This window comes from Paraburkholderia sp. EB58 (genome assembly GCF_050436665.1).
Classification (GTDB): domain Bacteria; phylum Pseudomonadota; class Gammaproteobacteria; order Burkholderiales; family Burkholderiaceae; genus Paraburkholderia.
This window is the reverse complement of the sequence record NZ_JBNDMQ010000009.1, coordinates 117900-130783: the sequence shown is the minus strand read 5'-3', so window position 1 is coordinate 130783 and position 12884 is coordinate 117900. Positions and strand designations below refer to the sequence as shown.

12 protein-coding genes are annotated in these 12884 nt (G+C 62.0%); 3 read left to right on the top strand and 9 right to left on the bottom strand.

Features of this window, described 5'->3' with window-relative positions:
- Nucleotides 1-127: 127 nt before the first annotated feature.
- The 7 genes from P3T40_RS15410 to P3T40_RS15380 all read right to left on the bottom strand — a co-directional run bounded on the left by P3T40_RS15410 (nt 128) and on the right by P3T40_RS15380 (nt 8058).
- Complete coding sequence (locus P3T40_RS15410) at nt 128-1564, bottom strand: efflux transporter outer membrane subunit (protein ID WP_429268580.1); 1437 nt, start codon at nt 1562-1564, stop codon at nt 128-130.
- Between the two features lie 8 nt (nt 1565-1572).
- On the bottom strand, nt 1573-3147 hold the full coding sequence (locus P3T40_RS15405) for a DHA2 family efflux MFS transporter permease subunit (RefSeq protein WP_429268579.1): 1575 nt from the start codon (nt 3145-3147) through the stop codon (nt 1573-1575).
- An 18-nt stretch (nt 3148-3165) separates the two neighbouring features.
- The gene (locus P3T40_RS15400; protein ID WP_429268578.1) at nt 3166-4272 is read right to left on the bottom strand and encodes an HlyD family secretion protein; all 1107 of its coding nucleotides are present in this window, start codon (nt 4270-4272) and stop codon (nt 3166-3168) included.
- Between the two features lie 75 nt (nt 4273-4347).
- Nucleotides 4348-4782, bottom strand: a complete 435-nt coding sequence (locus tag P3T40_RS15395; protein ID WP_429268577.1) for a MarR family winged helix-turn-helix transcriptional regulator — start codon at nt 4780-4782, stop codon at nt 4348-4350.
- 174 nt (nt 4783-4956) lie between these two features.
- A complete protein-coding gene (locus tag P3T40_RS15390) occupies nt 4957-5868 on the bottom strand; it encodes a LysR family transcriptional regulator (RefSeq protein WP_429268576.1) in 912 nt (303 codons plus the stop codon).
- Between the two features lie 150 nt (nt 5869-6018).
- Complete coding sequence (locus P3T40_RS15385; RefSeq protein WP_429268575.1) at nt 6019-6828, bottom strand: alpha/beta hydrolase; 810 nt, start codon at nt 6826-6828, stop codon at nt 6019-6021.
- Between the two features lie 204 nt (nt 6829-7032).
- Nucleotides 7033-8058: a LysR substrate-binding domain-containing protein gene (locus P3T40_RS15380; protein ID WP_429268574.1), complete on the bottom strand. Its 1026-nt coding sequence runs from the start codon at nt 8056-8058 to the stop codon at nt 7033-7035.
- A gap of 248 nt (nt 8059-8306) precedes the next feature.
- On the opposite strand from P3T40_RS15380, the gene P3T40_RS15375 reads away from it, so the two are divergent.
- The gene (locus tag P3T40_RS15375) at nt 8307-8888 is read left to right on the top strand and encodes a TetR family transcriptional regulator C-terminal domain-containing protein (RefSeq protein WP_429268573.1); all 582 of its coding nucleotides are present in this window, start codon (nt 8307-8309) and stop codon (nt 8886-8888) included.
- Between the two features lie 256 nt (nt 8889-9144).
- On the top strand, nt 9145-10011 hold the full coding sequence (locus P3T40_RS15370) for an aldo/keto reductase (RefSeq protein WP_429268572.1): 867 nt from the start codon (nt 9145-9147) through the stop codon (nt 10009-10011).
- Nucleotides 10012-10074: 63 nt separating this feature from the next.
- Here the strand turns inward: P3T40_RS15370 and P3T40_RS15365 are convergent, their stop codons facing one another.
- Nucleotides 10075-10884: an SDR family NAD(P)-dependent oxidoreductase gene (locus P3T40_RS15365; RefSeq protein ID WP_429268571.1), complete on the bottom strand. Its 810-nt coding sequence runs from the start codon at nt 10882-10884 to the stop codon at nt 10075-10077.
- Between the two features lie 136 nt (nt 10885-11020).
- Between P3T40_RS15365 and P3T40_RS15360 the strand changes: the two genes are divergently transcribed.
- Nucleotides 11021-11974, top strand: a complete 954-nt coding sequence (locus P3T40_RS15360; protein WP_429268570.1) for a GlxA family transcriptional regulator — start codon at nt 11021-11023, stop codon at nt 11972-11974.
- Between the two features lie 29 nt (nt 11975-12003).
- On the opposite strand, the gene P3T40_RS15355 is transcribed toward P3T40_RS15360, so the two are convergent.
- Nucleotides 12004-12825, bottom strand: coding sequence for an NAD-dependent epimerase/dehydratase family protein (locus P3T40_RS15355; RefSeq protein ID WP_429268569.1), 822 nt, complete (start codon nt 12823-12825; stop codon nt 12004-12006).
- Between the last annotated feature and the right edge of the window lie 59 nt (nt 12826-12884).

Genomic DNA, 12884 nt, shown 5'->3' with positions numbered 1-12884 from the left:
CCGCATTTCGTATGACCGATTCGTCTGCCGCAGTACCGAACAAATCCCAGCAACTTCCGGATTGAGCCAGCGTGCGACCCGCCGACCTTACTCAATCTAATTCATCGGCTTACAAAGCGCAAAGCATTCAGCCACCCGCCACACGACCACTGGAAGCGAGTGCAGGTTCAGCATCCTGACTCCACCCGCCCCCAAGCGAGCGATACAGCGCCACCGCAGCCAGCGCATGCTCGCGCCTCGCCTGATTCAACGAATCGGAGTCCTGCAGATAGGTCTGCTGAGCGGACAACACGTCGAGGAAGTCGGTCGCACCGCCCTTGTACAACTGGTTCGCCAGCTTGAGCGACTGATCGGAAGCCCCCAATGCGTCGGTCAGCTTTTGCGTCGACGCTGTCGTGCTCACCAGGTCGCTGCGCGTATCTTCCACTTCCCTGAGCGCCTGAAGCATCGTCTGCTGCAGATTCAGTTGCGATTCGCGCATTTTGCTCTCGCTCTGCTGGATATCCGCCGTGATCCGCCCAGCGTTGAAAATCGGGCTGGTGGCATTCAATGCCGCGCTGAACAGGTTGTCGGTCAATGCGGGCATACCGAGGTACGAAGCCGCGAGCAAGCCATCGCTCAAATTCAGATTGAACTTCGGATAGCGCTCTGCCTTCGACACCCCCACTTCGGCCGCACGTTGCTCAACTGCTGCATAGGCAACGAGCACATCGGGACGACGCAGCAACGCCTCGGAGGGCAACGTCGTCGGTGCCGCGCCTTCCGGGTTGGGAATCGGGCCAGGCGTGGCCAGCACCAGCTTGTCCACCGATTCCGGCGTGCGCCCCGTATACACAGCAATCAGGCTGAGCTCATGCTCGATCGTCGATTGAGCACGCGGGATCCGCGCCTGAAGTTCATCCAGTTGGTTCTGCGCGCGGGCGACATCGAGTTGCGTCGACAAGCCGTACTTCAGACGCTCCTGGGTCAGTTGCAGGGCTCGTTGCCGGATTACCTGGTTATCCTGCAGAATCTGCAATTCCTGCTGGGCCCAGCGCAAATCGACATAGGCCGATGCGGTATTAGCCGCGAGTGCAAGCCGCAGTGCATCCTCGGCGTGCTTTTGCCCAACGAGTTGCGCCTGCGCGGCCAGCAGATCGAGCCGCTCGCCGCCGAACACGTCCGGCGACCAGTTCAGCGCAAGACCAACACCACCCTGCCGTACATAGCCGAGCGGCGGCGGCGTGTTGATACGGCTATCCGAAGCAGTGGCCGTCGCGTCAAGTTCCGGCAGCAAGACCGCGTGCTTTTGCGTGGTGACGGCTTGCGCCTGCTTGACGCGTTCCGCGGCGGCCTGCAGATCCAGGTTGCCGTTGAGCACGGAGTCCACCAATTGGTCCAGCACCGGGTCGCCGAACTGCGACCACCAGGTCTTCGCATCCACCGCATCCTGCGGCGCTTCGACGCTCCAGTTGACCGGCGCGACCGTTTTGACCGTAGCCGGCAAGTCGGCATGGGTGGCCGGCTGGACCGCACACGCGGCCACCGAGAGACAAGCCAGAATTTCTGCAATGAGCTTTTTCATGATTGGCCTCAATGTGCGTCCGGCGGCGGCGCGCCGTTAGAGAAAGGTTTGGAAAACACCAAACTGGCTATCGCGACGATGAAGCACAGCGACAGTACATAGAAGGTGTCCGAGTACGTCAGCACCAATGCTTCGCGCAATACCAGCGCATGAAGGTTGGCGAGGCCAGACTGCGTCGTGTTGAGCACGTCGCCGGCCACGGATGACCAATGCGCGGTCTGCTCCGTGAGTACGGACTCCACTTCCGGACGGCCGACTGTGACGCTTTCGTTGAGCCGCAGATAGTGGAAATTGAGGCGATCGTTGAGCATGGTCGCGCTGACCGCAATACCGATTGCCCCACCCAGGTTGCGCATCAGATTGAACAGTCCGCTGGCTGACTTCAGCCGTGATTGCGGCAGCGATCCGAGCGCCATCGTGACAATCGGCGGCACCGCGAACTGCTGGCCGATACCGCGCAGCGCCTGCGGCAACAGCAGTTGTTGCCAACCCCAATCGTGGGTCAACGGCACATACAGGTAACAACCAAGGCCGAAGCAGATCAACCCGAACAGCAACAACAGGCGCATGTCGACAAACCGTGCCACCGCCGCATAGACCGCAAGTGCGAGCAACTGGAACACGCCAACCGACAGCAATGCGATCCCGATCTGCAGCGAACTGAAGCCGCGAACCTGGGCGAGAAACTCGGGCGTGAGAAATACCGCCACAAAAATCCCGATCCCCGTGATGAACGACAGCAAACTGCCGATGCCGAAATTCCTCACCACCAGCGCACGCAGATCCACGATGGGGTCATCCGCCGTCAATGCATGCACGAGGAAGAGAAAGCCGCAGATCGCCGAAACCCACGTACAGGCAATGATGATGTGATCGCCGAACCAGTTCTTGCGCGGCCCTTCTTCCAGCACGTACTCGAGACAGCCGAGAAAGCCCGACATCAAAAGGATTCCCAGGTAATCGCCTTTTTTCAGCAGCGACAGATCGGGCTTGTCGATATTTACATACTTGGGTACCAGCGCGGCCACAACCACGCCCGGCGCGAGGTTCAGATAGAACAGCCAGTGCCACGACCACTGGTCCGTAATCCAGCCGCCGATCACCGGGCCAATTGCCGGCGCGAGCGAGGCCAACGCGCCGATCGTAGTGGACGCAACGAGACGCTGCTTGCCCGGGAACAGCACGAAGGCCGTGGTGAACACCGTCGGGATCATCGCGGCGCCCATGGCGCCCTGCAGACCGCGAAACAGGATCATCGAATTGATGTCCCACGCAATGCCACACAGCATGCTGGTGACGGTAAATCCCACCGCGGAAGCAACGAACAGCCAGCGTGTCGAGAACACTTTGGAAAGCCAGCCCGACATCGGGATCACGAGAATTTCCGCAATCAGATAGGCCGTCTGCACCCATGACAACTCATCCTGACTCGCAGAAAGTCCGCCACCGATATCCCGCAGTGACGAAGCGACGATCTGGATATCCAGGGTTGCCATAAAAAATCCCAGGCACATGAGTGCGAATGCAAACACGCGTTGCTGCATAGGCTGGGAGGCCGGATCGAGCGTATGAGCGCTTGTCATAATGTTGGCCCGGTTCGCTTAGTGACCGCTCGACGCTTGCGAGCCGTCGGCAAGATGCACTTCAACGGTCGCCGACAGGCCGGGACGCAACACGTTCTCCATCCCGCGCGGCACGTTCAGGCGAATCCGGACCGGCACACGTTGTACGATCTTCGTGAAGTTGCCGGTTGCGTTTTCAGGCGGCAGCACGCTGAAGGTGGCGCCAGTGGCAGGCGCGAGGCTTTCGACATAGCCGTGCAGCGGCAGGCTCGAGGCGTCGAGCGCGACATCGGCCTTGTCGCCGATCTGCATCTTCTTCAGTTGGTCTTCCTTGAAGTTCGCGTCCACCCAGAGGTCCGTGGACGGCACTACGGTCAGGAGCGGCGCGCCGATATTGGCGAGCATGCCGACCCGCGCCGTGCGATTGCCGATATAACCGTCGACCGGCGAGCGGATCGTCGTGTATTCGACGTTCAGTTGTGCCACGCGCTGCGCGGCCAGCGCCGTGTTGACGCGTGCCTGCGCGTCGGCGATCTGCGCACCGAGCACATCGAGTTCGCGTTGCGCGGCAAGCACCGCTGCGCCGCTGCTTTGCACCGCGGCCTGCGCCTTGGAGAAATCGGCGTCGGCGCGTTCGACGATCTGGTTAGACACGGCGTCGTCCTTGACCAGCTCGCGGTAGCGCGTCTGGTCCTGCGCGCTGCGGGTCAGTTCAGCCGACGAGGCCCGCACTTCCGCCTGATGCTGATTGATCACCGCGGCCTGCAGGACCTGCTTCGCCTGCAACTCCGCTACCGCCGCGCGGGCGCTATCCACCTCGGCGGTGGCCTGGGCAAGTTTCGCGTCGTAGTCGCGCGCATCGAGGCGGATCAGCACCTGATTCGCGGAAACGTGCTGGTTGTCCTGCACGAGGATGTCCGTGACGAAGCCGTTGACCTTCGGCGCCATCACCGTCACGTTGCCGCCGACGTAGGCGTCGTCGGTGGATTGCTCGAAGCGCAGAACGAAGAACCAGTAGCCCGCCGCAGCAGCCAGCACCAACGCTACCGCACCGTAGGCGAGGCGCATCCATGGAATACGGCCTCCCCTGGCAGCGTCGGCGGACGGCTTGGGAACAACGGAAGCAGGAGTTGCAGGGCTCGACATGATTTCACCTGTGTATATGCACTAAATTGATTGGAAAATTGCATTTACTGCGTGGGCCATTGGCCCAATATTTCTTTAGGCTTTCGAAACGTCGCGTGTCAGACGGAACAGCTCGCGCCGGAGCATGGCGGCCTGTTGCGGGCCGAACTTGCGCTCAAACTCCTCCTGCGCCGCGAGCCAATGCGTCATTGCCTGATCAAGCCGCGTATGACCGTTTTGGGTCAGGGTCAGCTGAAGACGCCGCGTACCCTGCCCATCCGGTTCATCGGCGATCAGACCGTTTCGCAGCAAGGGCCTGAGCGCGCGCACCAGCGTGGTCCGTTCCATCACCATCGCCTGCGCCAGTTCGAGCATCGTCAGACTCGCGCCGTGCCGCAGCGCGGCGAGAATGCTGAACTGCGTCGGCGTGAGCTCTGCTTCAGACAAATGCCGCTCGTAAAGCTGGGAAATCTGCCGGGCGGCCTGGCGAATCGCGAAGCAATCGTCGTTTTCGGGTGAGTTAGTGTGCATGTGCACAGATTAGTGATGCCGCGCTGCCGGATCAATCTCGCGGGGACATCTGATTGTTGCGACAGCGACAAGAGTCAGCGCGACGACGGGCTGTAACTGGGCAGCTCAGCGCCAGAAGCATCGGCCAGTGGCCAATCATCAGATCTATTGCCTGGCCGTCAGATCTCGCGACGCCTACGCCTCAGCGGCCGACATCTCGGCAAAGAATTCCGCGGCGTGCTCGACGAAGACTTTGACCTTCGCCGGCAATAGCGTGCGCGTGTTGTACGCGAGCCTCAGATCGACCGATGGGTCGACCACCTCGAATTCGTCGAGAAGAGTCACCAGCCTGCCGCTGGCCAGTTCGGCCTGGGCCAGCGGCGCGGGCAGCACGCCAATGCCAAATCCCTCCAGCACCATCTCACGATTGAACACGGCGTTATTCGAAGCGATGTCGTACTTGAACGGGATCACCAGATCCTCTGCCCCGAGCCGGAAGGTCAGCTGGGGTTTGCGAAACTCAGGCGAGAGCACCACAAACATATGCCCGTTCAGCTCCGACGGATGGGCTGGCCGCGAGTGCCGTTTCAGGTACTCCGGTGTCGCCACGATGACGAAGGTCATGCGTTCGAGCAGGCGCGTCACGACCGTGTCGGTGCTCAGCATAAAAGGCAGCACGATCCCGAGGTCATAGCCGTCCGCAACCAGATCGACCGGCCGCTCCGTCAGCGTCACGTCGAGACTCACTTTGGGATGCTTGCGCTTGAAGGTCGAGATCAGCGGCACGAGCCGGTTGACGGTGGCTGTCGTATGCGCGACGAGGCGCAGCACGCCGCTCGGTTCGCGGGTCTGCGCCGAAGCGTCGGCCTCGAGCGCTTCCAGATCGTCGAGAATCCGTGCGCAACCTTCATAGAAATGTTCCGCCGCCTCGGTGAGCGAAACCTGCCGCGTGGTTCGATTGAACAGACGGCTGCCCAGACGGCGCTCGAGTCCGGAAATGGAGCGTGACACGATCGGCGTGGTCAGGCCGAGCATATCTGCAGCGCGCGTAAAGCTCCGTGCTTCGACGACTGCGCGGAAGACCCGCAGACTCTCCAGATAATCCATAGGGCACCTCGTGGTGGGCTCGAGGGCGGGCGGATTACCGGGTGGGGCCGCACGCCCTCGGCGTCGAATGCGTGACTGAGCGTCCGGAGATTACCGCATAGTTGGGGCCGTCGGGCAAGCTGACGAAAGGCTTCGCCGCACGGCCGCGGGTCAAATGGCTTCAGCCTTGCGCAACTGCTTCTGCAGGAACGCGACGAGGTCGGCCAAGGCCTCGGCATGCGTGCCCAAAGCGTCCCGTGAGGTGTCCGCATAGCGTCGCACTTCGGTGACGACTCCGGCACGAGTGAGCGCGGCCGCGTACGTTTCGGCCTCCTCGCGCAACGAGTCGTTCTGCGCGCTGGCGATCAGAGCGGGAGGCAGGCCCGCGAGCCGCCACGAATCCAGCGGTGCCGCATAAGGATGCAGCCGCTGCGTAGCGTTCGGCAGATACTCGCGATAGCAGCGCGCACATTCATAAAGATCGAGGGAGGTCTCGACTTTCTTGTGGTCGGCGACGCGCGTCATGCTCGGATCGAGCCGCGGCGCCAGCAACGCCTGGGCCGAAACGATGATCTCCGCGCGGTCGCGCGCGATGGCCGCTACGCAGGTGGCGAGATTGCCGCCCGCGTCATGGCCGGCAATGCCGATCCGTCGCGGATCGGCGCGTTGTCCACGGGCTTGGTATACCGCCCATTGCAACGCGCGATAGCCGTCTTCAGGGGCAGCGGGAAAGGGAAACTGCGGTGCCAGCGAATAACCGACCGACACGACCCACGCTGGCGTAGCGCGAGCAATATGCCGCGCCGCGATGTCAGCATCGTCGAGTGTGCCGCCACAAAATGCGCCTCCGTGGAAATACAGGACCACGGGCAACGTCGCGCCATTCGATCCGGGCCGGTAGCTCCGCAGCGTGATCGGCTGCGCATGCCCCGTGATGCGGACATCCTCGATAGAAAGTCCAAGATCCAGCTTCGACACCATGTCTACTGTCGGGCGCGCTCGCGCCGTCCCCTTGTTGTGATGACACCTATTCTGGTGCTCAAGGGGCGCCGGATAAAGGGTTGTAGAACCGAAACACAATCTCGCCGCGACGAACAATCCGCTGCTCCAGCGGCGCTCCGCCCGCCATGCTGAAGCAGCCAGCTCAGGATATCTACTTATACGGCCAGTTCAGACACGGCCGGTTCAGGCCGCCAATTCCACGCTATCCGCGGACACAGGCTTAGCTGCAGGGGAAGTGCGCCGGATCGCAGGCGCTTGCGCGGGCGCCGTAGTCGGCAGGCAACGCTGTTCGGCGTCTTCCTGACCGGAGAACAGCGGGCAGCGGCCAAACAACTCGGCCACCCAGTCGACGAACACCCGCACGGTGGGCGACAGATGCCGGTTATGCGGATAGACCGCCGAGATCGGCAGCGGCGAGGGTTTCCATTGCGAGAGCACTTCGACCAGTTCGCCGGAACGCAAGTGCGGCAAGGCCATAAAGCGCGGCGCCTGCAGCAGACCAACGCCTTTCAGGCCGCTGGCAACGTACGCTTCCGCGTCGTTCACGGCGATGTTGCCGCGCATCTTCACTTCAACGGTCTGCTCGTCGACCCCGAAGGTCAAATCCACCACGCGCCCGGTGCGGCCCAGGAAGTAATTGACGGCAACGTGGCCCTCCAGGTCCTCGATCGTCTCCGGCGTGCCATGTTGTTCCAGATAAAGCGGGCTCGCCACCGTCACACGCTGGAAAACGCCAATACGCCGTGCGACCAGACTCGAGTCCTGCAAGGTGCCAATGCGGATGACGCAATCCACGCCCTCCTGAATCAGATCGACGGGTTTGTCGCCAAAGCCGACCATCAACTCGATGTCCGGATACCGCTCGTGAAACTCGTCGATCTTGGGCATCACCACCAGCTTGCCGAGCGCGCTCGGCATATCGACCCGCAACCTGCCGCGCGGCGCCCGCTGTGCGTGCGACAAGGAGCTTTCGGTCTCCTCGATATCGGCCAGGATGCGCACGCAACGCTCGTAATAGGCGGCGCCATCCGGCGTAAGGCTCAGGCGGCGCGTCGTGCGCTGCAACAGGCGCACTTTCAGATGGGCTTCGAGATTCTGGATGATCGTCGTGACCGACGCACGCGGCAGATCCAGCGTGTCCGCGGCGCGGGAAAAGCTGTTCGTCTCCACAACCCGCGTGAACACTTTCATTGCTTGCAGCCGGTCCATATCCAGATTCCCTTTGAACTTTCACGTCCGCCCGGGGCTCCGGGCGATATTTTTTGTGGCTGGCAGCGGGCCAAGTGCGCGACAGAAATGCCCAATTTTTCCGCAAACCAATACGACTGTCCGTATTACAATGGAACGGTCACACTATGTCAAGGATGCCCCTGATCGCGACAGGGTCCCTATCTCCGGTAGACGGGCACTGATCGCCGTTGACGCCCAAATATGGACGACCGTACAATTTCCTCACTATGCCAAGACCCTCACACCGCGGAAAGATCCTCGCCGAAGGCCTCAAGGTCGTCCATGAACACGGCTTTGCGGGCGCAAGCGTGCGCGATATCGTTCAGGCCGCGGGGGTGCCGCAAGGCTCGTTCACGAACCACTTCGCCTCGAAGGAAGCGTTCGGTCTCGAGGTCCTCGAGCTCTACTTCGCCAACACCCGCGAGATTCTGCGCGACACGCTGCGCAACGACGCGCTCCCGCCGCTCAAGCGGCTCGGCGACTACATCGACTGGAGCATCTCGCGCATCTGCCTGAATCAGACGCGCAACGGTTGCCTGATCGGCAACTTCGCACTCGAAGCGAGCGACCATAGCGATGCCATCCGGCACCGCGTGGTGGAGATTTTCGCGGAGCTCCAGCAGTGCCTCGAATACTGCCTCGCCTCGGCGGTCCGGGCGGGCGAGTTGCCCGCGGATTTCGATTGCAACGACGTGGCCGGCTTTATCGTCGCCTCACTGCAAGGCTCGATTCTGCTCGCCAAGGCACAACGCAGCCCGCAGCCGGTAGTGCGTTTCAAGCATCTGCTGTTTTCGAAAATCCTGCGCTAAACGCGCAAGCGGGGGCGCAGCGGAATCAGCGGCTCGCCCTGCTCCCTCCTCTGTCCTTCCGCTTGGCCAACGTGCACTGCGCAACGTGCACTGCGCGATCGCGCCGCACATGGGTGATTTCAGCAAGGCCCGGTCTCGCCGCCGGCGAAGCAATCCATTGTTCAAACCGCCAGACAAGTGTCTTCAGGCGACACCTCTATATGTGCTGCACGGAAATCCCCTAGACTGCGACCATCCACAACAAGGAGTCGATCAAATGGCAGATCTGGCATCTCCGACAGCAAAAGCGTCGGGCACATTCAAGCTCGGCGGCGAACTCGAGATTCATCGTTTGGGCTACGGCGCCATGCGCATTACAGGTCCTGGTATCTGGGGGCCGCCGGACGATCCGTCCGAAGCGTTGCGCACGTTGCAGAGCCTGCCGGAACTCGGTGTGAATTTCATCGATACGGCGGACTCGTATGGTCCCGACGTGTCGGAGCAGCTTATCCGCGAGGCATTGCATCCTTATCCGGACCTGTTGATTGCGACCAAAGCGGGTCTGCGCCGAAGTGGACCGGATCGCTGGAGCCCCGACGGCAATCCGGAATACCTGCGGCAGAGGCTGCAGAAGAGTCTGCAGAACCTCGGCGTCCAGCAGATCGCGCTGTGGCAGCTGCATCGTGTGGATCCCAACGTGCCGCGCGACGAACAGTTCGATGCGGTCCGCTCGCTGCAAGCCGAAGGACTGATCCGCTTTGCCGGCTTGAGCGAAGTATCGGTCGAGGACATTCAGGCTGCCTCGAAGTATTTTAAGGTCGCGACGGTGCAGAACCGCTACAACGTAGCCGATCGCGCCAGCGAGGACGTGCTCAGATATTGCGAAGAACACGGCATCGGCTTCATCCCGTGGTATCCGCTCGCGGCCGGCAGTCTGACGCAAACGGGCTCGCCACTGCAAAAGATAGCGGCCCAACGTGGCGTCAGCGCAGGCCAGATTGCACTCGCGTGGCTGCTCAAGCGTAGTCCGGTGATTCTGCCGATACCGGGGACGTCGAAGCGCACGCATCTTCGCGAGAACGTGGCCGCCGCGGAGATCAGCCTGAGCGATCAGGAGTTCGCAGCGCTCGAAGCATTGCGCTAGGCGAGCAGCGAGGTTGAAGTACCGCAGGGAGCCGCATGCATTGCGGCTCCCTGATCACGTGCCTTAAGCGGCACTCGCCACGCCATAGCGCGCAGCCGGTTCCCTGCGGGACAAGTTAGGCCCCAGCGCGGCACGTGCCGATTCAAACGCAGCCCAGTCGCCCGCATCCGGCAACGACGGAACCGTTGCGAGTTCGCCCAGGTCCAGGCCGGCGAGCGCTGCATCGACCAGATCGTCGGCGCTCATCACAATGCTCTGCGGCAGGTTTTCGACCGGCTGACCGGCGATGTCCCAGAACTCGGTACGCGTGGCGCCGGGCAGCACCGCGTGCACGCGGATCCCCTTCGCGGCCAGCTCATGATGCAGCGATTGACTGAACGCCAGCACGAAAGCCTTAGTGCCGCCGTACACGCCGTTCAGGACTTCCGGCGCGACGGCCACGATCGAGGCGATATTGATGATCGTGCCGGTTCCCCGCGCAACGAACGCCGGCGCGATCGCATACGTCAGCCGCGTGAGCGCGGTGACATTCAACTCGATCATCGATTCCATGGTGTCCACATTCGAAACCAGCAGCGGACCGGCGCCGCCGATGCCGGCATTGTTCACCAGCATCGTGATGCTCGAATCGGTACGCAGAATCTCCTCAATGCGGCGCACATCAGCCTTGTTACCCAGGTCCGCGGCGACCACTTCGATCGAGCGGCCCGTTGCCGTGGTCAGACGGTCGGCCAACTGGTCGAGCCGTTCGCGGTTGCGCGCCACCAGAATCAGGTCATAGCCGCGGCGGGCGAGGCGATCGGCGTATATCGCGCCGATTCCTGAAGAGGCGCCGGTAATGAGGGCTGTGCCCTTGTGTGTCGTGTCGTTCATGGCATTTCTCCTTTGGTTCGTGAGCGCCGACCGATGTCGGTCTGCATGGAAAGGAGATTAAGGTCATAATCGGATGTCTCCAATGTCGTAGATGCCACCTTTTCGGCCATCGGCTGCAACACCCAAGGACATCACCATGTTACGTATCGGAATAGTGCTGTACGAAGGCTTTCAGGTCATCAACCTGGCCATCACGACGGTCTTCGAATTTGCCAACATCACGGCTGGCAAACCTGTCTATGAGGTCGTACTGCTCTCCGAGCACGGCGGTGCGGTGCGAACTTCGGCCGGCTTTGCGGTCGAGACTCAGGCCTTCGACGACAGCCGTTTCGATACCGTGCTGGTGGTCGGCGACAATGCGGTGATCGAACCTGGAACTGCCCTGATCGGCTTTCTGCAGCGCGCGGCGCAGACCTCGCGGCGCATCGGCTCGACCTGCACAGGGGCGTTCAATCTCGCGCAGGCCGGCTTGCTCGACGGCCGGCGCGCCACCACCCACTGGTTTTTCGCCGCGCGTCTGCGCCGTGAATACCCGGCTGTGAAGCTGGAGGAAGACCGCATCTTTATCATCGACGGCCCGGTGTGGACCTCTGCAGGCATGACCGCGTGCATCGACCTGGCACTGGCACTCGTCGAAAAGGACGCGGGCGCCGAAATCGCGCGACTGGTGGCGAAGAAGCTCGTTGTCTATCACCGGCGGGCGGGCGGCCAGTCGCAGTATTCAGCGCTGCTTGAACTGGAGCCACGCTCGGACCGCATTCAGACCGCCCTCGCCTATGCGAAGCAGAATCTTCATACCGAACTGTCGGTCGAGCAGCTTGCCGAAGCAGCCCATTTGAGTCCGCGGCAATTCAGCCGCGCGTTCCGGGCAGAGACCGGCCAATCGCCCGCGAAGGCGGTTGAGCATCTGCGCATCGAGGCTGCGCGTCTGATGCTCGAGTCGGGCCTGCATCCGATTGAAGTCGTCGCGCGCGATACCGGTTTCGGCGATCGCGAGCGGATGCGGCGCGCGTTCCTGCGTGCGTTCGGACAGCCCCCGCAGGTGATACGGCAGGCTTCGCGGGGCGGCGAGCAGCGGGAGCGCGTTTAAGCGAAGGGTTTGTGGTTGTGCGGCCCTGTTTACGACTGCGGCAACGCCACCACGAAAGGGCCACCCTGAAAGCGCTGCGCGGGATCATCGAAATCGTCAGTCGGCGCCTGAACGGGGAATAGCCCGTCGAATTGCGCTGAACTGTCCTGTGGCCGGAAGCCCAGGAACGAGGCCTTGGTGTTATCCCACCAAACCACCCGATTGTTCGACACGCCATAAACAATCGCATGCCCCACGCGGTTCGTGAGCAGCGAGCACCGCACCAGTTCGATAAAGTCGCGATAGCTCAGGTAGGTCACGAGCATGCGTGGATTCTTCGGTACTTCGAACGACGAACCGATCCGCATGCAGACCGTTTCCAGGCCGAAACGGTCGAAGTAGTAGCGCGACAACGATTCACCGAAGCACTTCGTCACACCGTAGAGACTGTCGGGACGCAAAGGCGCATCGGCATCGAGTACAGTCGTGGTCGGATGAAAGCCGATCGCGTGATTGGAGCTCGCAAACAGCACGCGCTCCACGCCATGCTTCTGCGCCGCCGCATACAGGTTGTACACGCCGCGAATATTCGCTTCGAGCAGATCGTCGAACGGCGCATCGACGGAGATGCCGCCCAGATGCACGACGGCGTCGACGCCTTCGAGCAGCGCATCCACGCCCGCGCGGTCGGCGAGATCCAGCACCACATGTTCTTCATGCTCAGCGGCTTCGCCCAGCGGCGTGATGTCCGACAAACGCACGACGTCCGCCCAATCTGCGAGCGCACTGCGCAATTGCCGACCGAGATTGCCGGCAGCGCCGGTCAGCAAAAGCCGTCGAAACGGCTTACCCTTCGATTCCTGCTTGCTCATCCTTGCTGCTTCTCCATTTCTGCTGCCGCCGTCCGGGGCACCAATGCCTTGTTGCCCGA